This is a genomic window from Rhodospirillaceae bacterium, from assembly GCA_016712715.1.
GTDB lineage: Bacteria > Pseudomonadota > Alphaproteobacteria > Dongiales > Dongiaceae > Dongia.
On record JADJQM010000002.1, the window covers coordinates 1,254,064 to 1,277,954 of the forward strand.

Genomic DNA, 23,891 nt, shown 5'->3' on the forward strand with positions numbered 1-23,891 from the left:
CTTCTCGATTTCTTGCGTGTAAAAATTCGTCATGGTCCGCGAAGGCGGACCACCCACGAGTTTCTTGAACGCCGCAAAATCGCCATCATCCCCGGCAAGTGTGACGGCCCGCTTTATGCCAGTCACGAGTTCTCGATGCTGCCCACCGGCAAATCCATTTGGCTAGCCATCGCCGTCGCGACGATGTTCTGCGCGGCCGGAATGCCATATCCGGCCGCCGCGGACGGTCCGCCGACCTATCGCATCCATTGCAGTGGCGCGACCTACGGCGTTGATCGAGTCATCTGCGACAATCTTGCGCTTACTCTGAGCTACAACAAGATCATCCGGGCACTCGACGGCAAGCGGGGAATCTACTATGCGGACAATATCGGCAACGGTATCCCAAAGGGGAGTGCGATGGTCCACCTGGCGCGCGCCCAATGGGGACGGGATTGCGATATCGCGCCGGCTCATGGCCGCGACCCAGCCTTTTCAAGGATGACGACGGCCTGCCTCGTCGATTCATTGCGGTCCGCGCATTTCTCCATTCGTTGCCCGCTCTTCCTAACGCTCGTCGGATTGCCCAGCGAAGCCCAGCAGCGAAAGTGGGGCGATCTCAACCAGGATTTCTGTGAGGAAGAGGCACGGCTTCAGTTTGCCGAACCCGAATGACGGGCACGAAGCTCCTCCTCCCCCACACCCCAATCGTCATGGTCCGCGAAGGCGGACCACCCACGAGTTTCTTGCTTATAACACTATTATTAGTATATAATCTGAAGCGAAGATAAACCAACGCACGTTGCTACCCAATGCAGCTTGGCGGCTGGGTTTACATCCTGACCAATCGCCCGAACGGGACGCTCTATGTCGGCGTTACGAGTGACCTTGCGCAACGCATGGCACAGCATCGCGACGGCACATTCGAAGGGTTCACCAAATACTATGGCCTGAAGCGCTTGGTCTATGCCGAGCGGCACGAAGAGATTGCTGAGGCGATAGCTCGTGAGAAGCGATTGAAGACTTGGCTCCGTGCGTGGACGGTCCGATTGATCGTGGCCGACAATCCTGATTGGCGGGACCTCAGCGCGGAAATGTAGGGATGTAACTCGTGGGTGGTCCGCCTTCGCGGACCATGACGAGCTTTTTTCAACCGCTCGTTTGGACCAGCGCTTGCGGCCGGCCCCCTTACGCCTTCAGCGCATCAATCGCGGCCAGCTGTTCGCGGCGGCGTTGCATGCGTTTTTCGCGCATGTGGCGATAGGCCAGCACGACCTTGAGGCTCCAGCGATAGCCGAGCCAGCCGCAGACCGCGGCCCAGGGGATGAAACCCACCCACATGGCGAGCGCCCAGTCGAGGAAGAGGAGGCGCGAGATCACCTTGACCTGGTCCCAGAGGCCGAGCTGGTCGTTGACGAGATCGCGCGACATGGTGACGAAGCGATCGAAGCCCGAAAGGTCGTCCCAGTTCCCCATCATCACCTGGCCGGTGACATAGAATCCATAGAACATCGGTGCCGTGGTGAGCGGGTTGCTGATGAAGGTCCACAGCGCCGCCACCACCACGTTGAAGCCCCAGTTGAAGCGTCGCGCCACCAGCCAGACCGCGACCACGATGGTCGACTGGCCGATGATCGGCATCAAACCGCAGATGACGCCCACCAGCACCGCCCGCGCGCTGTATTCGGCCGGGTGCCGCGCGCGCAGCATCGGTGTCACCAGTCGATAGCGGATATAGCGGCTGGCACGGCGGAAGAGGCCCGCCGGCTTCTGGCGGCCAGTGCCATTGCTGCGGCCATTTTGGGGGGTGGCAATCCGGCTGCCGTGATTGTGGTTCGCTGAATTCATCTTGGTGTTCTGACTTCCCTGTTGCGGTCATTTGGCAAGATCGAGCCGTAAATTGCAATCATCGAACAAATGCCTGCGACCAACGTCTAGGGTGGCGATTCGCCGGGGTCGGTCCGCCAACTATCTGAATCATCACGTTTCCCCGCTATTGTCGCGGACCCGGCGCGTCAGTAGAATGCGGCCCATCGGCGCTTGCGCGGCCGCCTTGCGACAGAAGGCCGCGCCGGCGCCATTTTGATTGGCCACGTCACCAGACCGGCAGCTCTCTTTTGCCTGCCGAACGTGACGGAAATTTGACAAAAGAAGCGCCGCCCGCGACCCCCAGGCGGCGCCAGGGGAGCCTTCCATGGTGGACAACAAGACCGGCGCCAAGCCCGGCGCAGATATTGCGGGCATGAGCTTCGAGGAAGCACTCGCCGAATTGCAGGATCTGGTGAAGCGGCTGGAGCGCGGCGACAACAAGCTCGACGAGGCGATCAACGCCTATGAGCGGGGTGCTGCCCTGAAACAGCATTGCGAAATGAAGCTCAAGGAAGCCCAGCTCAAGGTCGAGAAGATCGTGCTGGGGCCGGACGGCAAGGTCCAGGCGGTTCCCGCCAATATTGACTAACGAATTCAGTGATTGAGGTTATCCGTGTCCATCCAGAACGCCCTTAACGACGCAGCCTTGTCGGTCAACCGCAAGCTCGACGAACTCATTCAGCCCGTGAGCGATGCCGAGGGCCGCGTCTATGACGCGATGCGCTATGCGACCATGGTCGGCGGCAAGCGTATCCGGCCCTATCTCCTCATCAACAGCGCCGCGATCTTCAATGTCCATGCCGATTACGCGCTGCGCGCGGCGGCCGCCATCGAGATGCTGCATTGCTACAGCCTGGTGCATGACGATCTGCCCGCCATGGACAACAGCGATCTCCGCCGTGGCCAGCCGACCGCCCACAAGAAGTTCGACGAGGCGACCGCGATCCTCGCCGGCGACGGGCTCCTCACCATGGCCTTCGAGGTGCTGGCCCATCCCGACACCCATCCAGACGGCGTGGTGCGCGCCGAATTGTGCCTGGCGCTCGCCGTCTCCGGCGGGGCTGCCGGCATGGTCGGCGGGCAGATGATCGATCTTGCCTCCGAGAACAAGGATCTCGACATCGGCGCCATCACCCGCCTGCAGCGTTTGAAGACCGGCGCCATCATCGCCTTCTCCTGCGAAGCCGGCGCCATCCTCGGCCATGCCTCCAAGGAACAGCGCCACGCCCTCATCGGCTATGCCCATGATCTGGGCCTCGCCTTCCAGATCGTCGACGATCTCCTGGATGCCGAGGGCGACGCCGCCGAGACGGGGAAGCCCACCGGTGCCGATGCCGCCGCGGGCAAGGCGACCTTCGTCTCGATCCTGGGGTTGGACCGTGCCCGCCAGCAGGCGCGGATGCTGGGCGACCAGGCCAATGCCCATCTCGACATTTTCGGCCACAAGGCCGATCCCCTGCGCTGGATGACGGAATTCGTCATCAGCCGAAAAAGCTGACGGAACGGGGCACACGATGACCGCCTCTCCCGCCGGCTCCCACCAGGGTGCACCGGCGGGAAGCCGGTTGTCCCGCTTCGCCGATATCCGCGCCACCATCTGGCTCGCGGCACCGATCTCGGTCGCCCTGCTGGTGGAAATGGCGATGGGCGTCACCGAATATGCCATGGCGGGTCGCCTCGGTGCCGCGGCCTTCGCGGCCGCCGGCTTCGGCGCGCAGTTCCTCTATGTGCCGAAGATCCTCGCCATGGGCGCGCTCTATGCCGTGGCGGCGCTGGGGTCGCACGCCCATGGTGCCGGCAAACCCGACGAGTTGTTGCGCATCCTGCGCCAGGGCCTGCGCCTTGCCACCATCCTCTCTATCCCGGTGATGCTGGTGATGCTGGGCCTGGCGCCGGTGCTGCGCCTCTTCGCCGCCCGCAATCCCGGCTTCGAGCTCGACATCGATGCCATTGAGCAGTTGATGTGGTGGGCGCTCCCGTCGGTGACGCCGTTCCTCTGGTTCCAGGTGCTGCGCAGCTTCGTCACCGTGCTCGGCCGCCCCGTCGCCATCACCATCATCGGCCTCTCGATCCTGCCGGTCTTCGTCGGCATGCTCTATCTCCTCATGTACGGCGCGTTCGGCTGGCAAGGCATGGGCGTGCCCGCGATCGGTCTCGCGACCACGCTCATCTCCTGGCTGCAACTGGGTCTGGGCATCCTCTATGTGCGCCGCTTCGAGCCCTTCGCCTCCTACCCGATCTTCGCCCATCTGCGCGACAGCGACGGCAAGCTCCTGAAGGAGATGCTGGTGGTTGGCGCCCCATCGCCGGCGCCTATCTGTTCGAGACCGGCATGTTCTTCGGCTCGACCGCCGCCATGGCCGGCTTCGGCACCGATGCGCTGGCCGCCCATAACATCGTCCTCAACGTCACCAGCATCACCTTCATGATCCCCTATGCGCTGGGTCAGGCGGGCACGGTCCGTGTCGGCTGGGCGCTCGGTGCCGGGCGGCCGCACGATGCGCGCCAGGCCGGCTTGACCGCGATCGGCCTTGCCTTGCTGTGGATGCTGTTCGGTGCCCTCGTCATGTGGCAGGCGCCGGTCCTCCTCGCCGGCTTCTATCTCGACCTTGACGATCTCGGCAATGCGGCGGCCCTTGCGGTTGCTGTGACGCTGTTCCCGATCGCCGCCATCTTCCAGTTCTTCGACGGGCTGCAGGTCTCGGCGCTGGGTGCCTTGCGCGGCTACAAGGATACCAAGGTGCCGATGGTCATCGCCTTCTTCGGCTATTGGGTGATCGGCATCGGCGGCGGCGTTGTCATGGCCTATACTTTCGACGTGCGCGGCCCCGGCGTGTGGTGGGGTCTTGCCATCGGACTCCTCGCCTCTGGGACCTTGCTGCTGTTGCGCTTCCAGCATATCTCGCGCCGCCATCTGCCGATCGTGGTGTAGGCGCCATGGCCAAGGAACGCGTCGATAAGCTGCTGGTGGATCGGGGTCTTGTTGAAACCCGCGCCAAGGCCCAGGCGCTGATCCTGGCCGGTCTCGTCTACAGCGACACCAAGCGCATCGCCAAGGCCGGCGACCAGATCCAGCTCGATGCGCCGCTCAACGTCAAGGGCCAGGACCATCCCTGGGTCAGCCGCGGCGGCTTGAAGCTTGCCAAGGGGATCGAGGCGTTCTCGCTGCCCGTGAAGGATCTCATCGCCGCCGATATCGGCGCCTCGACCGGCGGCTTCACCGACGTGCTGCTGGCCAACGGCGCCGCCAAGGTCTATGCGGTCGATGTCGGACACGGCCAGCTCGCCTGGAAACTGCGCCAGGACCCCCGCGTGGTGGTGCTGGAAAAAACCAATGCGCGCCATCTGACACCCGCGCAGATTCCTGATCCTCTCGACATCGTCGTGTGCGACGCAAGCTTCATCGGTCTTGAAACCGTCCTGCCCGCGGCCCTGGCGCTTACGAAACCACAGGCCTGGGCCGTGGCGCTCATCAAGCCGCAATTCGAGGTGGGTCGCGAGAATATCGGCAAGGGCGGCGTGGTGCGCGATCCGCTCCTCCATGAACAGGTCTGCACCCGCATCGAAGCCTGGTTCGGTCGCCAGCCCGGCTGGTCGGTGCTGGGCATCGTCGAAAGCCCTATCCTGGGGCCGGAAGGCAACAAGGAATTCCTCATCGCGGCGCGCAAGGGTGAGGGATGATACGCTCCACCCTCTCGTCATGGTCCGCGAAGGCGGACCACCCACGAGTTTGTGGGCAACTGAAGAAAGCAATTCGTGGGTGGTCCGCCTTCGCGGACCATGACGGTTAAAGGAATGGCGACGCAACATGGCTAAGCCGATTCAAACAATCACCGAAACCGTCGATCTCACCATCGACGCGTTGGGTGCCCAAGGTGACGGCATCGCGCGCTATCAGGGCGCATCGGTGTTTGTGGCCTATGCGCTGCCCGGCGACCGCGTGCGCGTGTCATTGTCGCCCAAGGGCAATGCCGCCTTCACCGGCCGCGTGACGGAGGTCGTGACACCGGCCCCCAACCGTGTCGTGGCACCCTGTCCGGTCTTCACCCAATGTGGTGGCTGCCAGATGCAGCACATGGCACTCGCCGATTACAGCGCCTGGAAAAAGGCGCAGGTGGCAGCGACCTTGGCCACGCGCGGCATCGCGATGCCGGAAGGAACCCCGCTCATCACCACCGAGCCGGGCCAGCGCCGGCGCGCCAATTTCGCCGCCACCAAGGATAATGACCGGGTGACGCTGGGCTTCCACGAAGCCATGAGCAGCAATATCGTGCCGCTCGAGGATTGCCTGCTGCTGACCCCTGCCTTGCGCGCAAGCCTGCCGCATCTCCGCGCCCTCATCCATGCGGCCCTTCACAACAAGCAGGCCGCCGACATCCAGGTGACCGAGACGCTGACCGGCCTCGATGTGCTGGTGCTCTCCGCCGTCAACCTTGCCGAGGCGCGCCGCCAGCCCTTGATCAGTGTGGCGCGCGAAGCCGATTTCGCCCGCGTCGCCTGGGCTCATGGCAAGGCGCAGCCAGAACCCATCCTCATGGCGCGCGTGCCGCAAATCCGTTTCGGCGGTCATCTCCTCGACTTGCCCATCGGCGCCTTCCTGCAGCCCAGTGTCGCCGGCGAAGCCACCCTGGTGGAGGCGGTGCTGAAGGGTGTGGGCAAGGCCAAGCGCGTGGCCGATCTCTATTCGGGCTGCGGCACGTTCAGCTTCCCGCTCTCAGCCAAGGCCCGTGTGCTCTCCATCGACAGCGCCAAGCCCGCGATCGCTGCCCTCACGACCGCCGCCAACCGCGCCGGACTTGCCGGCCGTCTGGAAGCGATGGCGCGCGATCTCGACCAATCGCCGCTGCCGCCCCAGGATCTGAAACCCTTCGATGCCGTGGTCTTCGATCCGCCCCGCGCCGGGGCCGAGATGCAGGCGCGCATGCTGGTGAAAAGCCGTGTACCCCTGGTGGTCGCGGTCTCCTGCAACCCGGCAAGCTTCGCCCGCGATGCCCGCCTGCTGCTGGATGGCGGCTATGAACTCACCCAGCTCACCATCCTCGACCAGTTCCTCTGGTCGCATCACGCCGAACTGGTGGCGGTGTTCAAACGCCGCTAGCAGCTGGGTCCATGTCGCTCTCCTCGATGCGCGCGAAGGTGCACAGCACGAAGCCCACTTCGCCCGGAACCCGGTCGAAGGGCAGCACCAGGATTTCCAGGGTCAGATAATCATGGCCGGTATCGATCGGCTGGCCTTCGAAATAGCAGGGCGAAAGCGCCTGTCGCGCCGAATCATAGACTGCGAACCAGCGATCGAGATAAGGCTGCTCAAGGTCGCTGAGCAGGCGACGCTCCTGGCGCGACGAGAAGTAATAGGCGAATTCACGCCCGACATAGCGGATCAGCAGATCATAGGGAATGGCGGTCATGCCCGGTGCCGCCGGGACGATCTCGGCGAACAGCATCCACGGCATCAGGCTGGTAAAATTCAGCGGATCGAACTGTGTGCGCAGCGGCAGCCCGCCATCAACCGACCACCCGCGCCAGGTCCGCTCCAGCGCGCGCAAGGCGGGCGAGGTGATCTCGCCCTTGGTCTGCCATGGCATATCGTTCGGCATGTCACTCACGACTTTCGCGGCCGGGCTGCGATCTTGCCGCCATCTCGGCCACTCACAGCAGCAATTCCTCCGTGCGCGCAAAGGCGCACAACACGAAGCCGACCTCGCCATCCTCGCCGGCAAACGGCAAGGCCAGCATCTCCAGTGAAATATACTCGAAGCCGGTGCCCAGCGGCGTGCCGCTGAAATAGCAGGGCGCCCTGGCTTTCCGGACCGCATCGGTGACGGCGAACCAGCGCTCGGCATAAGGTGGCCCGACTTCGCTCAGGTGCATGCGGGTGATCGCCTGGGCCTGGAAATAATGTGCGAACTCCGTGCCGATATAACGGAAGAACACGTCATAGGGCCGCGTATCGTTGGGCTTGTCGGCAAGCTCGCCCAGGATCACCCAGGGCAGGATCAGGGGGAAATGGGCTGGATCGAAGCGCGTCCGTTTCGGTATGCCGTCTGCAGAAGCCCAGTCCTGCCAAGCAGCTTCCAGCGCCAGGAGGGCCGTTGACTCGATCGCCGTTTTCTTCTTCCAGCGCGATTTATCTGCGGCCATGTGGTCCTGGGTTCATGCACGGGCAGCGGGTCGTCGGGCCGGCACACCGGCGAAGCCACACGTTAACACTCTGCGTAGGAATTTATAACCAATTGTTTCCGGGCCGGTTGGAAAATTTCAACCGACCTGCCCGCGGTGCCGCAACAGGTGATCGGCGAGCACAATCGCCAGCATCGCTTCGCCCACCGGCACCGCGCGGATGCCGACGCAGGGATCGTGGCGCCCGGTGGTTACCACATCAACCTCTTCGCCGGTCGTGGTGACGCCCTTCCTGGGCGTGTTGATCGACGATGTCGGCTTCACCGCGAAACGCACCACGACATCCTGGCCCGTCGAGATGCCGCCGAGGATACCGCCCGCCTTGTTGGAGAGGAACGCGACCTTGCCGTCCTTCATGCGCATCTCGTCGGCATTCTCCTCGCCCGAGAGGGCGGCAGAGTCGAAGCCGGCGCCGATCTCGACACCCTTCACCGCATTGATGCTCATCATCGCCGACGCAAGATCCGCATCGAGCTTGCCATAGAGCGGCGCACCAAGTCCCACCGGCACGTTCTGCGCCACCACCTCGATGACGGCACCGATGGATGAGCCTGATTTCCGCACACCGTCGAGATATTCCTCCCACACGGCCGCCGTGGCGGCGTCGGGCGACCAGAACGGATTCTTCTCGACCTCGTCCCAATCCCAGGCGCGGCGGTCGATCTTGTGATGGCCGATCTGCACCAGCGCACCCTTGATCACGATCGGGTCGGGCAGCAGGTGATCCAGCACCTTGCGAGCGATCGCACCGGCCGCGACCCTCGCTGCCGTCTCGCGCGCCGAGGAGCGGCCGCCGCCGCGATAGTCGCGGTTGCCCTGATACTTGGCCCAATAGGTGTAATCGGCGTGCCCCGGGCGGAACTGCTCGGCGATCTTGCCGTAATCCTTGCTGCGCTGGTCCTCGTTGCGGATCATGAGCGAAATGGGTGTGCCCGTGGTCTTGCCCTCGAACACGCCGGAGAGGATCTCGACCGCATCCGGCTCCCGCCGTTGTGTGACAAAGCGCGACTGGCCGGGCTTGCGCTTGTCCAGCCAGCGCTGGATGTCGCTGGCCTCGATCGCAATGCCCGGCGGCGTGCCGTCGACAACGCAGCCCAAGGCCGGCCCATGGCTTTCGCCCCAGGTGGTGAACCGAAACAGATGCCCGAATGTGTTGTGCGACATCGACCGGCTGCTTCAGGACTCGGTCTTCGAGAAATTGCGCAGCATCTCGGTGAGCTCGACCGCCGATTCCGGGCGCAGCATGCCGACGACATTGTAGCCGCTGTCGACATGGTGGATCTCGCCGGTCACACCCTTCGAGAGGTCGGAGACGAAATAGAGGCCGGCGCCGCCGACATCCTCGATGGTGACGTTGCGCACCATCGGCGCGTTGAGCTCGTTCCAGCGCAGGATCTGCCGGAAATCGCCGATGCCCGACGCTGCCAGCGTCTTGATGGGACCCGCCGAGATCGCATTGACGCGGATGCCGCGATCGCCGAGATCGGCCGCGAGATACCGCACCGAACATTCCAGCGCCGCCTTTGCCACACCCATCACATTGTAATGCGGCATGACGCGCTCGGCGCCGAGATAGGTGAGCGTCACCAGCGAGCCGCCATTGGTCATCAGCGCCTGGGCGCGGGCGGCCACAGCCGTGAAGCTGAAGCAGGAGATGTCGAGCGTCCGCAGGAAATTGCCGCGCGTCGTGTCGACATATTTGCCCTTCAGCTCTTCCTTGTCGGAAAAGGCCACGGCATGGATCACGAAATCGAGGCTGCCCCAGCGCTCTTTCAGCGTGGCGAAGGTGGCGTCGATACTGGCTTCGTCGGTGACGTCGCAGGGCACCACGATATCGGCATTGATGGATGTGGCCAGCGGCTTCACCCGGCGCTCCAGCGCCTCGCCCTGATAGGTGAAGGCGAGCTCGCCGCCTTGCGCCGCCACGGCCTTGGCTATCCCCCAGGCAATCGACCGGTCGTTGGCAACGCCCATCACCAGGCCGCGCTTGCCAGCCATCAGCCCCTTCGAATCACTCATCTAGCAACCCCAATTCCTTGATTTAACAAAGGTTATGGCCGTCATCCTACACCATCGCGGCACCGGGTCAATTCGCCGCCGCAACATGGGGCCCGTGCGAAAACAAGGGGATAGCGCCGCAGATTCAGCGCGTGATCGGCGCCGTCGCCAGGGGGGCTGGCGACAGCAGCCCCGGCCGGTCCAGCCGCAGCAGGGGCGGGCGGACATTCTGCTCCACGAGGTCCGCCACCAGCCGGCCCAAAGCCGGGCCGAACTTGAAGGCATGACCCGAACAACCGCAGGCCAGCACCAATGTCTCGCCCCACGCGCCGCCCGCATGATCGACGATGAAATCGGCATCCGGCGTCATGGTCCAGGGATGGCGCTGGGTGCGCGCGACCTTGACCGGCACCTCGGGGAAGCGCGCGTGGAACCAGTCGAGCAGGCGCCGCTCTTCATCGAGGTCGGGATTCCACGATGTGGCGTCAGGATCCCAGCCGGCCTGTCCGGCATCGAAGGCGATCTTGTAGCCGATGCCCGGCACCGGATGGCCATAGGTGCCGCACGCCGCGCCGCCATCGCTGGTCGCCTGCCATTCGGCAAAGCCCGGCCGCTCGGTCAAGTCCGGCGCATCCAGGAACGTCACCTGCGCCACGGCGGGTGCCAGTGGCAGTTGGATACCCATCTGGCGCAGCAGCGCGCCACTCCAGGGTCCCGCCGCCATCACCACCCGCGCGGCACTCAGCACGCGCCGCTCGGTGGTGACGCGCACGGCAATTCCCTCGTGGTTGACGGCCACCACCGCCTCGGGCGCAAACATCGTCACCCCAGCCCTGGCCGCTTCCTCAACCAGCGCCGTCAATCCGGCTTCCGCGAGCACGGTCCCGGCCCGGCGGTGGAAGAGGGCGCCTTCATCCGCGCCAAGCCGCATCTCCGGGAACAGCTCGCGCAATGTCTCGCCATCGAGCGCATCGATCTCGACCCCCGCCGCGCGCACCTGCTGCGCCAGTGCCGTGAGCTTCGCCGCCGGCCCCAGATCGACCTGGCCGGTGAGATGCAGAATCCTGTGCCCGCTGCTGGCCTCGAGATCGTGCCAGGCGGCAATCGCCTCCAGCGCGAGGTTCACATAAAAGGGATGGTCATAGGCAATGCGGATCGAGCGCGAGGCACCGGTCGAGGAGGTGACGTCATGGCCCGGCCCGAACCGGTCGACCATCGCCACCCTCTGCCCCCGCCGCCCCAGCTCGAAGGCGCTCGCCATGCCGAACACCCCACCGCCGATGACGATCGTGTCGAAGATTGATTCAGTGGTCATGTCGTGGGTCCCGAAAAATGTCTCGAAAAGAACGCAGGATGATTACGAGCTGCTGTCGATCATTCCCTCCAGACTCGTGCGTTGAACTGGTCGCTGGTTATCGTCTTGCCCGTCGCTTTTTCAGACCAGGCGCTGATCTTGCTGCGCTGGACGACGATTTCCTCATACTCATCGACATGCGCGAGCGGGCAATAGAGAGTAAACGCATCGTCGCCATCCCAATGATCGAATTCGCAATAGGCATGTGCAAAGTCCTCGGCGACGATTGCAAAGCCGGCGGCCTTTCGCGCGATGACCAAGACCAGGCCCAACCCGTAACCACTGTCTGAATCGGCAACCGCCCAGTATTTCCCCGAGGGAGACACATGCGGTGGGTCGTCGAGATCGATGGTCGCGCCGCTGGCAAGGTCGATCAACACGGCGCCATGCCCTTCATAGAATTGGGCGAACACGGTCGCCGTCTGGTTGTCTTTGTCGAGATCATAAAGCCGGTAGAGCAGGCAATCCTCCTGCCCATTGCAGGCCGTCATATCCTGAAACGGTGCCACTGCATCGTCGGCGCCGAGGCGAATCACCAGTCGCGTACCCTCGCGCTGGGCATATTGCGGCATCGACGCCAGAAGTCTTGTTTCGTGTGCGACAATCACATCGTCGAAAAAATTCCCGGTCAGCGGCGGCGGATCGGCTTGGCACCCGAAGAGGCAGATCGCGGCGACAGCACCGCCAAACGGGCGCAGGAATCGCAAGAGAACGGAAGCCATGACACCCTCAATTCCTGCCGTCGCTGCCGATTCGACGTGACGCGGTTTGTGGCTCGCCGCGCGACAACTTGTAGCCATGGTCTTAGCCCATGCGCCGACTTTTCGCCAGCATGCGCAATGCTATCTCCCGCAATGATTGTCGCTGGCTGGATTCCATGCTACTTGGCAATTGTCCGTTTCTGGCCGGGCCTTTGCGACAGCAGGATGACGAGATGCGCGTGCGATGGGAAATCCTGCTCGTACTGGTCGGCGGGGCCATGATCTATCTCGGCCACAGCGGCACGGCCGAACTGATCTATCGTCACCTGCCCGGTTTCCTGGTCGACCAATCATTCGTCTATCTGGCGCCGGCGGGTGCCGAGAATTCCGACGTGCCGATCTATCTGATACCCGCCATCGGCGTCGGCCTGGCCTTGCAGGCGAGTGGCATCCTCTGGTCCTTCTGCGGTGGCCTGCTTGTCGGATTGATGTCGCCGCGCCGCGCCGTGCTCAGCGCGGTTCTCCTCGCCGGCCTCTTCCTGCTGCCGTTCTGGTGGATCAAGGCGCTGTTTGCGCCAAGCTGGGTCGGAGTGCCGGCCTATCTTGCCGCCGCATCGCTCCTGCTGGCAGGCGCCTGGCTCGCCCGCTTTCTGCGGCCCCGCGCGGCGAGGGTGCGCGACCCTGACATGTCGCTGTGGTAGGTGGGCTGGCATCGGAGATGCGCTTCTTTGCCGCCATGCTGACCGGCCTCCTCTTCTGCCTCGCTGGACCGGTCTTTTTTGTGTTCACCGCGCTGATCGGTGTCGGCGTCTATTTCGAGCTGCGCCACCGGGTGCCGGCGGCCCTCGCCATCCATCAGATCACCAGCTGGATCGATCGCGGCGGACCCCCGATTGCGCTCGCCATCGCGGCCGTTCTGGCGCTTCTCTCGGCCTTCGCGGGCGGCGTTGCCATCGCGCGCATCCTGCCGAAAGCGCCCTATGACTGCTGCACTTTCGTCGCCTTCATCCTGTTCGGCGCAGCCATGGTGCTTGGTCTTGCGGCGCCCGGCCCGCGCCTGTGGCTGGTGGCGATCGCGGCCCTTATCTGGGTGGCGACGATCTACCTCGGTGCCAGGCTCGGCCGGCCGCGCGGCGCGGGGACCTGAACCCTCAGCCGGCCTTCCGCCGGCCTGCCTTCTTGCGGGCGACGGTGGCCGCGGCTTCGCAGGTGCTGCGCAATTCTTCGAGCTCCTCCTCGGTCAAATGCTCGACACCGATGAAGGCGTCGCTCGCTGGCCGGTGCGAGCGCAGCAATTCGTCAAGCTTCACCTGGATGGCGGCGCTGTCGCGGTTCTGTGTGTTCTGGATGAGGAACACCATCAGGAAGGTGATGATCGTGGTGCCGGTGTTGATGAGGAGCTGCCAGGTCTCGGAAAAGCCGAACACCGGCCCGCAAGCGGCCCACACCACGACGGTCGCGCAGCACAGCACGAAGGTCATGGGCTTGCCGGTGGTGCGCGCAATGGCGTTGGCGAAGGTGGTGAACTTCTGTGACAGGGACATGAGACGGCTTTCCCGCTGCTGAGGTGGGGGAAGAAACCGGCAGCCGCGGCCTTCGTTCCCAGAGATCGTCACAGCTCCTGTCACAGGCCCCACCACAAGGCGGCATTATCTCCGAAAAACCCAGGGTCGCGCGGATATCGCGCGCACCGCCGGAACAAGCCGGCAGCCGCGGCATTGGGCCTTCAAGTCTCACCCACTTGCCTTGCGACATAACAGGAGGTCGACCATGACCAAGACCATCAGCGCGCTTTACGACACCTATGACAAGGCCGCAGCGGCGGTCCTGGAACTGGAACAGGCCGGCGTGCCGGCGGCTGATATCAGCCTCGTCTCCAACAATATCGAGGGTCGCCACCGCACTGACAAGGAAGCCGAGACTGCCGGCGACATCGCCGCCGACGGCGCCGGTGCTGGTTCACTGATCGGCGGTGGTGCCGGCTTGCTGGCCGGTCTCGGCATGATCGCCATTCCCGGCATCGGTCCCGTGGTCGCGGCCGGCTGGCTCGCCGCCACCGCCGTGGGTGCTGCGGCGGGCGCCATTGCGGGCGCCATCGGCGGCGGCATCGTCGGCGCCATGACCCGCGCCGGTGTGACCGAGGAAGATGCGCATTTCTATGCCGAGGGTGTCCGGCGCGGCGGCAGCCTGGTCTCCGCCCGCGTCACTGACGAATTGGCGCCGCTTGCGCAGGAGATCCTCGACGGCCATGACCATGTCGACATCAATGCCCGTCGCGACGTGTTCCGCGACAATGGCTGGCGCCAGTTCGACGAAAGCGGCCGCGCCCTTTCGGAAGAGGAAATCGCCCGCGCCCGCCAGGATCCGCGGATGCCCATGCTCTAGGGTCGATGCTCTGACCAGAGCCGATACCAGGCCGCATCGTCCCGCCAAAGCGTTTCTTAGATCTCGTCCCGCGATGTGAGCGACGCGGCGGAACGATACGGGGCCTGGCGATGGGGGCGGTCCAGCGATGGATCGCCCCCATCTTCTTCAAGGCACCCTGCCGGGGAACACTTGCCGCGCCATGTTGTTGAGATCCCATGCAGACACTCCTCATCCACAATGATTCCGCCGGCGCCGGCCATCTCACCGCCGCCGAACTGACCGAGGCACTCTGCCATGGCGGCCTGGATATCCGGCATTGCGCGCCCGACGATCCAAGGCTTGATGCGCTTCTGGCCCAGCCATCGGAGATGGTGGTGCTGGCGGGCGGCGACGGCACCATCGCAAGGATCCTCGCGAAGATGCCGTTCCAGCAGAGGAAGGTGGCGATCGTGCCCTTGGGCACCGCCAACAACATCGCGCAATCCCTGGGTATCCTCGACGCCGCCAATCCCGGTGCCGGCAACGAGATCGTCAGCGCCTGGCGCCATGCCGACAGCCAGGCTTTCGATATCGGCCGCGTCACCGGCCCCTGGGGCGAGACCCGCTTTGCCGAGGCGGTCGGCATCGGCCCACTCGCCCGCGTGATCCTGCAGTTCAAGACCCAAGATGTGGCACCGGCCGACAGCATCCGCCTCGGTCGCGCGGCGTTTCACCATGCGCTGACCCATGCCGAACCGCTGCGCTCAAACATCCGTCTCGACGGCCATCCGCTCAATGGTCATCCGCAGGGTGGCGATCTGCTGCTGATGGAAGCGATGAACATCCGCCATGCGGGCTCGCGCCTGTGCCTTGCCCCCGATGCCGACATCGCCGACGGTCTGTTCGACGTGGTGACCATCGCCGTCGACCAGCGCCAGGCGATGCTGGATTGGGTGGCAAACGGCACCGATCAGGACAAGCCACCCTTGACCATCACCCGCGCCCGCTCGGTCGAGATCGACTGGCTGGGCGATCCCCTGCGCATTGACGATCATGCGCCGAAGATCACGGTCATGGTAGGCCCGGTCTCGATCGCTTTCGTCGCCGCGCAGCTCGACATCCTGGTGCCTTCGCGCCGCGACCGGTCCGGCCATGAGCAACCGGCGACCGAGGCGCTCGCCTCATGACCTTCAGGATCGTGATGCCGCCCACCCTCAGCGATGATCCGGTCGCCTTCGCGGCGGCGGAATTGGGTCTCGAGGCGGCAACTTTGCGCCGCATCGAAGCGACCGCCGTTGACCTCGCCCAGCTGGCCGGATCGGAAATCGTGCAGGCCCTGGGCCGCAGCCTCACCATCCGCTACAAATCCGTCGACCCGGCGAAGCTCACCGATCCCGCGGCGCCGATCAATCTCTTCCGCGATCCCGTCTCCGAGGTCGACCAGCGTGTCGAAAAGCTGATCCGCGCGCGCCTCGCCGACAAATTTCCCGACCACGATATCCTGGGCGAGGAGATCGATACGGCGATCGGACACGAGAGCGATTTCATGTGGGCGGTCGATCCCATCGACGGCACCACCAATTTCATCAACGGCTTTCCGCTCTTTGCCGCCTCCATCGGCGTGCTCCATCGCGGCCGGCCGATCGCCGGCGCCATCTGGTGCTCGGTCAGCCACGCGCTTTATGCCGGCGTCTATCACGCCTGCCTCGGCGGCGACCTCCATTTCGACGGCGAGGCGATGCGCCCGCGTCTCACCCCCGGCATCCGCCGCCGGCTTGCCGGCGAACCCCATGCCGAACCCGATATCGACCTGCCCTGGGACGTGCGCAAGACCGGCTCGGCCGCCCTCGAATGCGCCTTCGTGGCGGCGGGCCTGCTGCGTGTCGCGCGCTTCGAGCGGCCGAACATCTGGGACGTGGCCGCGGGCTTCGCTCTGGTCGAGGCCGCGGGCGGCAGCGTGCTCTCTTATGCCGAGCGCCAGTGGATGCCCTTCACGACCTTCGAGGCCCCGGCCGCCACGGACGGACTCGCCTCCCGGATCCGCGCCTGGCACCGGCCCATCATCATCGGCGATCCCGAAGGTGTGGCCCTCTTGCGCGCGCGCAACAGCGCCTAGCAGGTCCGGCCAGACTCATCAGGCCAGCGCTCTTCACTGCAACGCTTTGGGGATGCGCGGTGGCAGGTTGCTGGGCCTCTTCGGATTGGTCGGCATCGCATCGTTGTCGAGCGACGGCACGGCGCGCGGCAGCAGCGGTTTTTGTCGCGGCTTGTTGATCGTCTCGCGGGGATTGGGGCGGGGGTCGATCGCGGCGCGGCACTTCGCGCGGCGCGGTTCGATGAGGTCCTGGCAATCGGTGCCGGGCGGATAGCCGGTATTATTCCCGCCATTGTACTGGGCGACAGCCGGCGCCGCGCCATCTGCCAGCAAGATCAACAGGCCCAGCAGACAGGCGACGCCAAGCTGTCGCGCGCTATTCCTTGGCACCCAGAATATTGCCCTCCGCATCGACCACGATGTCATAGGTGGCACCGTCCAGCATGGCCGTGCCGCGATAGACATAGCGGCCCTCGCGGGTGAGGCCGGATACCTGATTGTAGCCGGCATTCAGCACCCAAAGCTGCGCCTCCTGTTCGGAAAAATCCACCGGTTGCAGCGCCTGGTCGACGACATTGGCCTCGATCACATTGGCCGGGATCACATTGGTCGGGATCACATGGGCGCCGATCACATGGGCCGTATCGAAACCTTCGTCCGCCGCGACCGGCACGGTCCAGACTGCGCTGCCAAGCAGCAGTACCATCACCATCGATTTCCGCATTGTCATAAACTGCATCGCTGACCTCCTTGGGGAAAACCCCCTCCAGTCACCTACCCAAAGAAACACCCTGGGCGGGATGGCGGTTCCCATCTCCGGCGGGCTCCCTTGTTTCAGCAATGAGTCCAACAGCTTGCCGTGGCCGCATTAAGGCAATTTCAGGGTATTGTCGCGCCCCGGTTGTAGCGACGCTGGCATGCCCCTATAAAGACAACAGCGATTTCACCGACCACGCACGAGTCCACACCATGCGCTTCCTGGCCGCTCTCGCCGCGGGAATGCTGATCTACATCGCCGGCGCCTCGCCCTTTAGCAGTTTCCTGCACGTCCTGGCGATCACCGGCCTTCTTCAGGTCGAGCGCTTGCCGGACGAGCCGGCGATCTTCTACTTGTTCATTTTTCGGGTCGATCCGACGCTCGGTCTCAGCATACTGAATTTTCAGATGGCGTCTTTCGCCTGCCTTGCCGGTTGTGCCGTGGCAATGCTGGTGCGCCGGTGGGCCTATCTCGTCGCAATGCTCCTGCTGGTCGCCATTTTCCTGGTGCCTTACTGGTACTATCTGCCAATTGATATGGACATCCTTGCCAACATGGACTGGTATCGGGCCCATGTGGCGCCCTGGTGGCCCTATGCGATCTGGCGCGGCAATCTGTTTGGCGGCTTGATGGTCGCTGGCACCTGTCTCGGCATCTATCTCACCTGCCGCCTGCGCGCGGTGCCTGCCACGCCTGTCGCCCAGTCGGCGCCGCAACCGGTCGTGGCCGGCTAGCCGTCATGCGGCGATTGACCGGTGCCGCCCGCTACCTCGGACCCAGGATTCGTTGGCCATGATGCGGCTGCTTGGCGCAACCCTCAGCGGTGTCATCTTCTGCTTTGTCGGGCCGCCCTTTGCGCTCCTGGCGATGGTCGGCCTGGGCACCCTCTATTTCATGCGTATCGGTTACACGGGCAGCGACGCCCTCCGGCGCTTCATCGACATGATGGACCAGCTGTCGGAGGCGATCGGCCTCACCGCGACGCTGGTGCTGCTGCTTGGGCTCTGCGCCGTCGCCGCCCTGTCGGCGGGGATCGCCGCAGCGCGAATCACGCGCCCATACGCCTATGTGGCCAGCTCCTTCATCATTCTCATCTGCGCCGGCACATTGCTCTTCATCGGCCGCCGCGCGCCCGAGCCGCTCTATCTGTGGCTGTTCATCCTTGGCGGAACGGTCTCAGTGCTGGTGGGTGCCTGGGTCGGCGGCCGCACTTACTGGCCGGACCCGCGCCCCACCTCTCAACCGGCGCCGCGCGACCGCGCCTGATGCGCCTGCAACTTGGCGCTCAGTCGTCTGCTGATCAGAACGAAAAGAGCGGAGTCCGGCCCGCTGGGGCGCTGGCCGGACTCCGCCCGTCACTGTCCCGACAGGATCTTACGGGAGCAGCACGGTATCGATCACGTGAATGACGCCGTTCGACTGGTTGACATCGGCGATGGTGACCTTGGCGACATGGCCCTTCGCGTCGGTGATGGTGATGCCGTCGGCGGTCTCGGCGAAGGTGAGCTCAGCGCCGTTCACCGTCTTCACCATGGCCTTGCCGTTGCCGGCCTTGATCGCCGCATCGACCGCGGCCGCGTCCACTTTGCCCGGCACGACGTGATAGGTGAGGATCGCGGTGAGCGTCTCCTTGCTCTCCGGCTTCAGCAGTGTCTCGACGGTGCCGGCGGGCAGCGCCGCGAACGCCTCATTGGTGGGGGCAAACACCGTGAACGGGCCCGGGCCCTGCAGCGTTTCGACGAGACCGGCCGCCTTCACCGCCGCCACCAGCGTGGTGTGGTCCTTGGAATTGGCGGCATTCTCGACGATGTTCTTGCTGTCATACATGGCAGCGCCGCCGACCATCGGATTCTCGGCCGCGATGGCCAGCATCGATCCACCCGACAGCAGGCCCACAACCGTCAACGTGGCCAGAAAATTGGTGGCCAGAAATTTGCGCGTCATCTCATCACTCCCGATCTGTGGCGCGGCTGAGTTGATCTCGGCCGCATGAAATCACTTACGGGGCGATTTCGGCGCTGGATGTGCGGGAAAAAATATCGCGGAAAGGCCACGGCAGGCGGTGATCCAAGAATCGCCGCAGCACCTATAACCGCCTCAATGCCCGATGCTGGATTTGCGCCGTGGATGGGTCGCAAGGCCGGTCGAGCCCTTGTCGAGCCCGGTTGAGCTCGGCTCGCTGGGCGGCCGCTGCAGCCATTCGCTGGGCAGCGGCGACGTTTTCATCCGGGCCGGGTTGCGGTCGGTCTTCGGCCGCTGGTCGCTCTCGCCGCGCGGCGTGTCCTTGATCCGGTCGCTGTTTGAGGGCGGCAGCTTGCGGCAATTGGCACCGGCCTGGCCGCAGCGCGTCGGATCGCGCAACTGTCCGCTATCGGCCAGCGCCGGCTGAGCCGCGAGGAGCAGGCTCGACGCCAGCGCGGCCAGGGCAATATGTCTGCATAACTGTCGCATGGCGTGACCGCCTTTCTGTCTGTTCTACAGAAATGGCGTCTCCCCTGGCCGATGTCATCGGCTGGGCGTCAAAATAAAGGGGACCTTCAAACCGGCCGGGCGAGGCGCAGCCGGCCGGCCTCGAAACCTTCCCGGGCGACATAGTCCTCGATCACCAGGCATTGGCGCACCTGCCCCTGCCCATCGCCGAGCGGGCAGATGAGATATTCGACGTCGAGCGCCGATTGATGCGTGATCTGCGCAAAGGCCATGCCCTGTCCCGGCCGGCGCGTGTCGCTGACCAGGCGATAGGCGCGCGTCAGGTCCGCCGTCGCGCAGATGTCGAACGCCAGCTCGTCGAGATAGGTGTTGGTGAAATCCATGCCGGAGAAATGCACCACCGCCGTTCCCACCAGCCGGTAGAAGACGCGGAACGGATTCTGGTGGAGATCGACGATCAGCACATAGGGCAGCAATGCCTTGATCTCCGCGGGATCGATGTCGCTGCGCTGCGGCAGGGCGCCCAGGCGCCGTGACTGCCAATAGCGGTAGAGCGCCGCGACCCGGTTCGAGCGGAAGGCAGGCGTCGCCTCGCCCCTGAACAGGTCAAACGAGGCGCGGTCCGGTTTGATAAAGTTCACCGCTACGTCCATCACCTGGTACATCCCTGAAATGGCGTCTGGCGCGGCCCAGTCCAATTTTCCCAGTCCAATTTTCCCTGGCCCACCTTCTCCCAGGAGGACAACCATGGGTGGGAAAGCCGCGCCGGCAATACCAGCGAGTGTGGCGGGCAAAATGTTAACGCATGGTAAAGGTCTGCGGCGGAACGAGCCCCTGTCACAGGAAAAGTGGTCCAATCTCACACGTCAGTCCAACAGGTCCGGCCCCTCATTCTTCACGCTGTTGACCCGCGTCGAGACGATGCGCTCCGTCAGCACCTCTTCGCCCGGCGCTTTCAACAGCAGGGCCGCCGCCTCGGGCGGGCCGCTGAGCCAGGTTTCCAGCTCGGCTTCCTCCAGGATCACCGGCATGCGGTCGTGGAAGCTGGACATCCAGCGATTGGCGGCGGTGACGACGATGGTGAAGCTGGCGATGGTCTCGCTGCCGTCCTTCGCGCGCCAGCTGTCATAGAGCCCGGCCAGGGCCAGCATCGCGCCGTCCTGCCGTTCGAAGAGATGCGGGATCTTGGCGCCCTTGGGGCCGGTCCATTCATAGAACCCGTCGGCCGGCACGATGCACCGCCGCTTGGCGAAGGGCTGGGCAAAGGTCGGCTTCTCGCGCACCGATTCCGCGCGCGCGTTGAAGGTGGCGAAGCTGGCCTTGCCCTCCTTCGACCAGGATGGAATGAGGCCCCATTTCTTCAGCGCGAGGCGCCGGCTGGCCGGATCCTCGGCCAGAACCACCGCCACCTCCTGGGTCGGTGCCACATTTTCGCGCTGGCCGAAATTCGGCACCGGTCCCTTGATGCTGAAAAAGCTCTGCATCTGGTTGGCGGAGCTCTTCTGCACAAACCGTCCGCACATGATCCCTCCACCTTGTCCGTTCCGCCTTGTCCGTTCCTGGCGCCTGGCAATCAGGCTGGTTTGCGCCCATTGCCGGTGATGGCAGCGGGCGCCCGGTGCTTGCGACAAAGCTGGGTGACCGGCTGCAGCCCTTGATCCAGCAGTCGCGACATGATGCTCCCTCAGCCCATCATTCCTTCAGTGCGATCGATCGAGGATGCTGCGCAGTTTCGCCGCCAGCTCCTGGTGCCGGAAGGGTTTGGCGAGGAAATGGCTGCCTTGCGCCAGGCGTCCCTGCAGCTTGACCGCCTGTTCGGTATAGCCGGAGGTGAACAGGATCGGCAGCGCTGGCCATTGCTGCGCCACGCTGGCTGCCAGTTGCTGCCCGTCCATGCCGCCCGGCATGACGATGTCGGTGAAGAGCAGGTCGCAGGCCGTGCCCGATGACAGGGTTGCAAGGGCCTCGGCGCCGCTCGCCACCGCCACCACTTGGTAGCCGAGATCGCCGAGCTGGCGGGCGACATGGTCGCGCACCAGCGCGTCATCCTCGACCAGCAGGATGTTCTCGCTGCCACCGCGCACGGAAGCGGGCAGGTCCCGGCCGGTTTGGGAGGCAGCGCCGATGGCGCGCGGCAGATAGAGCTTGACGCTCGTCCCATGCCCCGGCTCCGAATAAAGCAGCACATGGCCCAGCGATTGTTTCACGAAGCCATAGACCATGCTGAGGCCAAGGCCGCTGCCGCGCCCCAGTTCCTTGGTGGTGAAGAACGGCTCGAAGGCGCGCTCCAGGGTGGCGCTGTCCATGCCGGTGCCGCTGTCCGACACCGCGATCATGACATATTCTCCCACCGCCCCTTCACCGCCAACCTTGTTGTCGGGTGCGAAGGTGACGTTGCTGGTCTCCAGCGTCAGGCGCCCGCCTTCCTTCATGGCGTCGCGCGCATTGATGCACAGATTGAGCAGCGCATTCTCCAGCTGTCCCTGATCCACCAGGGCCGGCCAAAGATCCGCCTGCGGTACGCGCGTGATATCGATCTGCTCGCCCAATGTCCGGCGCAGCAACCCGTCCATGCCCTCGATGAGCTGGTTGACGTCGGTGGCTTTCGGATCCAGCGGCTGGCGGCGCGCAAAGGCCAGCAACCGGCTGGTGAGCTCGGCGCCGCGGAGCGCGGCCTTCACCGTCATCTCCGCCAGCCCCTTCAACTGCCGGTCGGCATCGAGGCGCTCGGCCAGCATCTCGGCATTGCCGAGCACCACGGTGAGGAGATTGTTGAAATCATGCGCGATCCCGCCGGTGAGCTGGCCGATCGCTTCCATCTTCTGCGACTGTCGCAGCTTCTGGTCCAGCTCCTCGATCGCGTCGCGCTGGCGCTTCAACGACTCCGCCGTGCCGTTGAGGAGCACCATCAGCTTGCCGAGATCGCCCGTGGGATGGGGTGGGGGAATGCGCGCATCGAGATCGCCTTGCCCCAGCCTGGCGATCATCGCCGAAATGAGCTCGACCCGGCGCCTGATGCTGAACTCGGCGAAGGTCCAGACACCGGCAAAGAGCAGCAACGACAGGGCGACCAGGCTCGCCAGATCCACCAGCAGGCGCTTGTTCGCCACAGCCACCAGCTCGCGCTCGGGCAGGCCCACCAGCACATAGAGGCCGGCATCCTGTGACCGCGCGGCATCCGCCACGGCCCACACCTTGCCATCCTCCTCGATGACCGCGACCCCGTTCCCGGCTTCCGCCAGCCCCTTGACCACCGCGCCGAACAGATCGGTCTCCGCCATCGAGGCGCCCAGCGGCACGGCATGTTCCGTGCCCGGCTGCCACACCAGAATCGTGCCCTTCTTGTTGACCAGCAGGATTTCACGTCTCCCCAGCGGCACCTGGTACGCCTCGACCAGCTTCTGGAGATTGAGCGAGGCGAGCAGGACGAATCTCGGCTCGGCAGTCTCCGCCCGCGCCGGATGAGCGATCTGCAGCACCGCAAGGCCGGTAAGGCGGCCGAAGGTCGTCTCCAGCGCGACGCCGCCCTTGAGCGCCAGCGCGCTCTTGAAATAGCCTCGGTCGGAAAGATCGAGATCGCGCCCGGACTGCAGCGAATCGCAGAACAGCGCGCCGTCCGTCCGGATCGTGAGGATGCCGGTATATTGCGGGTTCTGCTCACGCACATCGGACAGGAAGCGCGAACAGGCGGCCCGGTCCTGCGTCTCGAGGTCGCGGGCGCGCGCCAATCCATAGAGCAGCTGGTTCGTGCCCTTGATCTTCTCGTCGAGTTCATGGGTGAGGGCTTCGGCCAGGGTCCGGAGATCGGCCTGCGCTTGCCGGATGCCGGCGCCGCGGTCCTGCAGGAACCGCAGGCCGATGAGCAGTCCCGGCACCAGCGTCGCCAGCAGGACCAGGATCAGGAGACGGGTGCGAATGCTCATGAGGTACTATCCATCTTCCCCAAAGGGCGGCGACCCGCGCGGCAAGTTGGCTCTTGGCGACGACGGAGATCCGTGGACCATAGCCCGAATGGACAAATCCTTGCAGCCCTGTTGTGGCGGCGCTCGGCCGGGCAGGGCGTTAACCGCTTGATAAGGCGCGGTGGCCTAGGGTGCCCGCGGCCGACCGACGGCAAGGTGCGGCCATGGAATGAGGCGTCCATGGACTGACATAGGCCGGGCGGCCGGCGTGAGGGATATG

30 protein-coding genes are annotated in these 23,891 nt (G+C 64.6%); 15 read left to right on the forward strand and 15 right to left on the reverse strand.

Going from position 1 to position 23,891, the window contains the following annotated elements; genetic code table 11:
• Positions 1 to 135: 135 nt before the first annotated feature.
• Together IPK59_16945 and IPK59_16950 are read left to right on the forward strand one after the other, a co-directional pair.
• On the forward strand, positions 136 to 654 hold the full coding sequence (locus tag IPK59_16945; protein ID MBK8160379.1) for a hypothetical protein: 519 nt from the start codon (positions 136 to 138) through the stop codon (positions 652 to 654).
• 137 nt (positions 655 to 791) lie between these two features.
• Positions 792 to 1,079, forward strand: coding sequence for a GIY-YIG nuclease family protein (locus IPK59_16950; GenBank protein ID MBK8160380.1), 288 nt, complete (start codon positions 792 to 794; stop codon positions 1,077 to 1,079).
• A gap of 88 nt (positions 1,080 to 1,167) precedes the next feature.
• Here the strand turns inward: IPK59_16950 and IPK59_16955 are convergent, their stop codons facing one another.
• Positions 1,168 to 1,827 carry a DUF2062 domain-containing protein gene (locus IPK59_16955; protein MBK8160381.1) on the reverse strand — a complete coding sequence of 220 codons (660 nt, stop codon included), beginning with the start codon at positions 1,825 to 1,827 and terminating at the stop codon, positions 1,168 to 1,170.
• Between the two features lie 346 nt (positions 1,828 to 2,173).
• On the opposite strand from IPK59_16955, the gene IPK59_16960 reads away from it, so the two are divergent.
• From IPK59_16960 to IPK59_16985, 6 genes are all read left to right on the forward strand, one after another.
• Positions 2,174 to 2,437: an exodeoxyribonuclease VII small subunit gene (locus IPK59_16960; GenBank protein ID MBK8160382.1), complete on the forward strand. Its 264-nt coding sequence runs from the start codon at positions 2,174 to 2,176 to the stop codon at positions 2,435 to 2,437.
• Positions 2,438 to 2,566: 129 nt separating this feature from the next.
• Positions 2,567 to 3,346, forward strand: coding sequence for a polyprenyl synthetase family protein (locus IPK59_16965; GenBank protein MBK8160383.1), 780 nt, complete (start codon positions 2,567 to 2,569; stop codon positions 3,344 to 3,346).
• 16 nt (positions 3,347 to 3,362) lie between these two features.
• Positions 3,363 to 4,277: a hypothetical protein gene (locus tag IPK59_16970; GenBank protein MBK8160384.1), complete on the forward strand. Its 915-nt coding sequence runs from the start codon at positions 3,363 to 3,365 to the stop codon at positions 4,275 to 4,277.
• Positions 4,181 to 4,780 (forward strand): hypothetical protein, encoded by a 600-nt coding sequence (locus IPK59_16975; GenBank protein ID MBK8160385.1) that lies wholly within the window; start codon positions 4,181 to 4,183, stop codon positions 4,778 to 4,780. Before IPK59_16970 ends, IPK59_16975 begins: the two co-directional genes overlap by 97 nt.
• Before the next feature lie 5 nt (positions 4,781 to 4,785).
• Positions 4,786 to 5,529, forward strand: coding sequence for a TlyA family RNA methyltransferase (locus IPK59_16980; GenBank protein ID MBK8160386.1), 744 nt, complete (start codon positions 4,786 to 4,788; stop codon positions 5,527 to 5,529).
• 127 nt (positions 5,530 to 5,656) lie between these two features.
• Positions 5,657 to 6,946 carry a class I SAM-dependent RNA methyltransferase gene (locus IPK59_16985; protein ID MBK8160387.1) on the forward strand — a complete coding sequence of 430 codons (1,290 nt, stop codon included), beginning with the start codon at positions 5,657 to 5,659 and terminating at the stop codon, positions 6,944 to 6,946.
• On the opposite strand, the gene IPK59_16990 is transcribed toward IPK59_16985, so the two are convergent.
• From IPK59_16990 to IPK59_17015, 6 genes are all read right to left on the reverse strand, one after another.
• Complete coding sequence (locus IPK59_16990; protein MBK8160388.1) at positions 6,933 to 7,454, reverse strand: hypothetical protein; 522 nt, start codon at positions 7,452 to 7,454, stop codon at positions 6,933 to 6,935. The genes IPK59_16985 and IPK59_16990 overlap by 14 nt on opposite strands.
• A gap of 43 nt (positions 7,455 to 7,497) precedes the next feature.
• Entirely contained in the window at positions 7,498 to 7,989 is a 492-nt protein-coding gene (locus IPK59_16995; GenBank protein MBK8160389.1) for a PAS domain-containing protein, read from the reverse strand.
• 117 nt (positions 7,990 to 8,106) lie between these two features.
• Positions 8,107 to 9,192 carry a chorismate synthase gene (aroC, locus tag IPK59_17000; GenBank protein ID MBK8160390.1) on the reverse strand — a complete coding sequence of 362 codons (1,086 nt, stop codon included), beginning with the start codon at positions 9,190 to 9,192 and terminating at the stop codon, positions 8,107 to 8,109.
• 12 nt (positions 9,193 to 9,204) lie between these two features.
• Positions 9,205 to 10,047 (reverse strand): enoyl-ACP reductase FabI, encoded by an 843-nt coding sequence (gene fabI, locus IPK59_17005; protein ID MBK8160391.1) that lies wholly within the window; start codon positions 10,045 to 10,047, stop codon positions 9,205 to 9,207.
• Between the two features lie 124 nt (positions 10,048 to 10,171).
• Positions 10,172 to 11,341, reverse strand: coding sequence for an FAD-dependent oxidoreductase (locus IPK59_17010; GenBank protein MBK8160392.1), 1,170 nt, complete (start codon positions 11,339 to 11,341; stop codon positions 10,172 to 10,174).
• 59 nt (positions 11,342 to 11,400) lie between these two features.
• Positions 11,401 to 12,102 carry a hypothetical protein gene (locus tag IPK59_17015; protein ID MBK8160393.1) on the reverse strand — a complete coding sequence of 234 codons (702 nt, stop codon included), beginning with the start codon at positions 12,100 to 12,102 and terminating at the stop codon, positions 11,401 to 11,403.
• A gap of 212 nt (positions 12,103 to 12,314) precedes the next feature.
• Here IPK59_17015 and IPK59_17020 point away from each other — a divergent pair, with 212 nt between their 5' ends.
• Both IPK59_17020 and IPK59_17025 read left to right on the forward strand, forming a co-directional pair.
• The gene (locus IPK59_17020) at positions 12,315 to 12,782 is read left to right on the forward strand and encodes a hypothetical protein (GenBank protein MBK8160394.1); all 468 of its coding nucleotides are present in this window, start codon (positions 12,315 to 12,317) and stop codon (positions 12,780 to 12,782) included.
• Positions 12,783 to 12,799: 17 nt separating this feature from the next.
• On the forward strand, positions 12,800 to 13,228 hold the full coding sequence (locus IPK59_17025; protein ID MBK8160395.1) for a hypothetical protein: 429 nt from the start codon (positions 12,800 to 12,802) through the stop codon (positions 13,226 to 13,228).
• 4 nt (positions 13,229 to 13,232) lie between these two features.
• Here IPK59_17025 and IPK59_17030 read toward each other — a convergent pair whose 3' ends face one another.
• A complete protein-coding gene (locus IPK59_17030; protein ID MBK8160396.1) occupies positions 13,233 to 13,625 on the reverse strand; it encodes a low affinity iron permease family protein in 393 nt (130 codons plus the stop codon).
• Positions 13,626 to 13,851: 226 nt separating this feature from the next.
• On the opposite strand from IPK59_17030, the gene IPK59_17035 reads away from it, so the two are divergent.
• From IPK59_17035 to IPK59_17045, 3 genes are all read left to right on the forward strand, one after another.
• The gene (locus tag IPK59_17035; GenBank protein MBK8160397.1) at positions 13,852 to 14,466 is read left to right on the forward strand and encodes a hypothetical protein; all 615 of its coding nucleotides are present in this window, start codon (positions 13,852 to 13,854) and stop codon (positions 14,464 to 14,466) included.
• Positions 14,467 to 14,663: 197 nt separating this feature from the next.
• Positions 14,664 to 15,614, forward strand: a complete 951-nt coding sequence (locus tag IPK59_17040; protein MBK8160398.1) for a hypothetical protein — start codon at positions 14,664 to 14,666, stop codon at positions 15,612 to 15,614.
• Positions 15,615 to 15,628: 14 nt separating this feature from the next.
• Positions 15,629 to 16,543 (forward strand): inositol-1-monophosphatase, encoded by a 915-nt coding sequence (locus IPK59_17045; GenBank protein MBK8160399.1) that lies wholly within the window; start codon positions 15,629 to 15,631, stop codon positions 16,541 to 16,543.
• 33 nt (positions 16,544 to 16,576) lie between these two features.
• On the opposite strand, the gene IPK59_17050 is transcribed toward IPK59_17045, so the two are convergent.
• Both IPK59_17050 and IPK59_17055 read right to left on the reverse strand, forming a co-directional pair.
• Complete coding sequence (locus IPK59_17050) at positions 16,577 to 16,912, reverse strand: hypothetical protein (protein MBK8160400.1); 336 nt, start codon at positions 16,910 to 16,912, stop codon at positions 16,577 to 16,579.
• Positions 16,899 to 17,261: a hypothetical protein gene (locus IPK59_17055; protein ID MBK8160401.1), complete on the reverse strand. Its 363-nt coding sequence runs from the start codon at positions 17,259 to 17,261 to the stop codon at positions 16,899 to 16,901. Before IPK59_17055 ends, IPK59_17050 begins: the two co-directional genes overlap by 14 nt.
• Before the next feature lie 230 nt (positions 17,262 to 17,491).
• Between IPK59_17055 and IPK59_17060 the strand changes: the two genes are divergently transcribed.
• Positions 17,492 to 18,013, forward strand: a complete 522-nt coding sequence (locus IPK59_17060; GenBank protein ID MBK8160402.1) for a hypothetical protein — start codon at positions 17,492 to 17,494, stop codon at positions 18,011 to 18,013.
• Between the two features lie 58 nt (positions 18,014 to 18,071).
• Positions 18,072 to 18,545, forward strand: coding sequence for a hypothetical protein (locus IPK59_17065; protein MBK8160403.1), 474 nt, complete (start codon positions 18,072 to 18,074; stop codon positions 18,543 to 18,545).
• A 108-nt stretch (positions 18,546 to 18,653) separates the two neighbouring features.
• Here IPK59_17065 and IPK59_17070 read toward each other — a convergent pair whose 3' ends face one another.
• The 5 genes from IPK59_17070 to IPK59_17090 form a co-directional block, all read right to left on the reverse strand.
• On the reverse strand, positions 18,654 to 19,223 hold the full coding sequence (locus IPK59_17070; GenBank protein MBK8160404.1) for a fasciclin domain-containing protein: 570 nt from the start codon (positions 19,221 to 19,223) through the stop codon (positions 18,654 to 18,656).
• 153 nt (positions 19,224 to 19,376) lie between these two features.
• A complete protein-coding gene (locus tag IPK59_17075; protein ID MBK8160405.1) occupies positions 19,377 to 19,730 on the reverse strand; it encodes a hypothetical protein in 354 nt (117 codons plus the stop codon).
• Positions 19,731 to 19,816: 86 nt separating this feature from the next.
• The gene (locus tag IPK59_17080) at positions 19,817 to 20,350 is read right to left on the reverse strand and encodes a PAS domain-containing protein (protein ID MBK8160406.1); all 534 of its coding nucleotides are present in this window, start codon (positions 20,348 to 20,350) and stop codon (positions 19,817 to 19,819) included.
• 225 nt (positions 20,351 to 20,575) lie between these two features.
• Positions 20,576 to 21,232: an SOS response-associated peptidase gene (locus IPK59_17085; GenBank protein ID MBK8160407.1), complete on the reverse strand. Its 657-nt coding sequence runs from the start codon at positions 21,230 to 21,232 to the stop codon at positions 20,576 to 20,578.
• A 177-nt stretch (positions 21,233 to 21,409) separates the two neighbouring features.
• Positions 21,410 to 23,632 carry a response regulator gene (locus tag IPK59_17090; protein MBK8160408.1) on the reverse strand — a complete coding sequence of 741 codons (2,223 nt, stop codon included), beginning with the start codon at positions 23,630 to 23,632 and terminating at the stop codon, positions 21,410 to 21,412.
• Positions 23,633 to 23,891: the final 259 nt, after the last annotated feature.

What these genes read in the sequence shown, in the direction of transcription:
- IPK59_16945 (MBK8160379.1), top strand. Translation starts at nt 136, where the DNA reads ATGCTGCCCACCGGCAAATCCATTTGGCTAGCCATCGCCGTCGCGACG.
- IPK59_16950 (MBK8160380.1), top strand. Translation starts at nt 792, where the DNA reads ATGCAGCTTGGCGGCTGGGTTTACATCCTGACCAATCGCCCGAACGGG.
- IPK59_16955 (MBK8160381.1), bottom strand. Translation starts at nt 1,827, where the DNA reads ATGAATTCAGCGAACCACAATCACGGCAGCCGGATTGCCACCCCCCAA.
- IPK59_16960 (MBK8160382.1), top strand. Translation starts at nt 2,174, where the DNA reads ATGGTGGACAACAAGACCGGCGCCAAGCCCGGCGCAGATATTGCGGGC.
- IPK59_16965 (MBK8160383.1), top strand. Translation starts at nt 2,567, where the DNA reads ATGCGCTATGCGACCATGGTCGGCGGCAAGCGTATCCGGCCCTATCTC.
- IPK59_16970 (MBK8160384.1), top strand. Translation starts at nt 3,363, where the DNA reads ATGACCGCCTCTCCCGCCGGCTCCCACCAGGGTGCACCGGCGGGAAGC.
- IPK59_16975 (MBK8160385.1), top strand. Translation starts at nt 4,181, where the DNA reads ATGTTCTTCGGCTCGACCGCCGCCATGGCCGGCTTCGGCACCGATGCG.
- IPK59_16980 (MBK8160386.1), top strand. Translation starts at nt 4,786, where the DNA reads ATGGCCAAGGAACGCGTCGATAAGCTGCTGGTGGATCGGGGTCTTGTT.
- IPK59_16985 (MBK8160387.1), top strand. Translation starts at nt 5,657, where the DNA reads ATGGCTAAGCCGATTCAAACAATCACCGAAACCGTCGATCTCACCATC.
- IPK59_16995 (MBK8160389.1), bottom strand. Translation starts at nt 7,989, where the DNA reads ATGGCCGCAGATAAATCGCGCTGGAAGAAGAAAACGGCGATCGAGTCA.
- aroC (MBK8160390.1), bottom strand. Translation starts at nt 9,192, where the DNA reads ATGTCGCACAACACATTCGGGCATCTGTTTCGGTTCACCACCTGGGGC.
- fabI (MBK8160391.1), bottom strand. Translation starts at nt 10,047, where the DNA reads ATGAGTGATTCGAAGGGGCTGATGGCTGGCAAGCGCGGCCTGGTGATG.
- IPK59_17010 (MBK8160392.1), bottom strand. Translation starts at nt 11,341, where the DNA reads ATGACCACTGAATCAATCTTCGACACGATCGTCATCGGCGGTGGGGTG.
- IPK59_17015 (MBK8160393.1), bottom strand. Translation starts at nt 12,102, where the DNA reads ATGGCTTCCGTTCTCTTGCGATTCCTGCGCCCGTTTGGCGGTGCTGTC.
- IPK59_17020 (MBK8160394.1), top strand. Translation starts at nt 12,315, where the DNA reads ATGCGCGTGCGATGGGAAATCCTGCTCGTACTGGTCGGCGGGGCCATG.
- IPK59_17025 (MBK8160395.1), top strand. Translation starts at nt 12,800, where the DNA reads ATGCGCTTCTTTGCCGCCATGCTGACCGGCCTCCTCTTCTGCCTCGCT.
- IPK59_17030 (MBK8160396.1), bottom strand. Translation starts at nt 13,625, where the DNA reads ATGTCCCTGTCACAGAAGTTCACCACCTTCGCCAACGCCATTGCGCGC.
- IPK59_17035 (MBK8160397.1), top strand. Translation starts at nt 13,852, where the DNA reads ATGACCAAGACCATCAGCGCGCTTTACGACACCTATGACAAGGCCGCA.
- IPK59_17040 (MBK8160398.1), top strand. Translation starts at nt 14,664, where the DNA reads ATGCAGACACTCCTCATCCACAATGATTCCGCCGGCGCCGGCCATCTC.
- IPK59_17045 (MBK8160399.1), top strand. Translation starts at nt 15,629, where the DNA reads ATGCCGCCCACCCTCAGCGATGATCCGGTCGCCTTCGCGGCGGCGGAA.
- IPK59_17055 (MBK8160401.1), bottom strand. Translation starts at nt 17,261, where the DNA reads ATGCAGTTTATGACAATGCGGAAATCGATGGTGATGGTACTGCTGCTT.
- IPK59_17060 (MBK8160402.1), top strand. Translation starts at nt 17,492, where the DNA reads ATGCGCTTCCTGGCCGCTCTCGCCGCGGGAATGCTGATCTACATCGCC.
- IPK59_17065 (MBK8160403.1), top strand. Translation starts at nt 18,072, where the DNA reads ATGATGCGGCTGCTTGGCGCAACCCTCAGCGGTGTCATCTTCTGCTTT.
- IPK59_17070 (MBK8160404.1), bottom strand. Translation starts at nt 19,223, where the DNA reads ATGACGCGCAAATTTCTGGCCACCAATTTTCTGGCCACGTTGACGGTT.
- IPK59_17075 (MBK8160405.1), bottom strand. Translation starts at nt 19,730, where the DNA reads ATGCGACAGTTATGCAGACATATTGCCCTGGCCGCGCTGGCGTCGAGC.
- IPK59_17085 (MBK8160407.1), bottom strand. Translation starts at nt 21,232, where the DNA reads ATGTGCGGACGGTTTGTGCAGAAGAGCTCCGCCAACCAGATGCAGAGC.
- IPK59_17090 (MBK8160408.1), bottom strand. Translation starts at nt 23,632, where the DNA reads ATGAGCATTCGCACCCGTCTCCTGATCCTGGTCCTGCTGGCGACGCTG.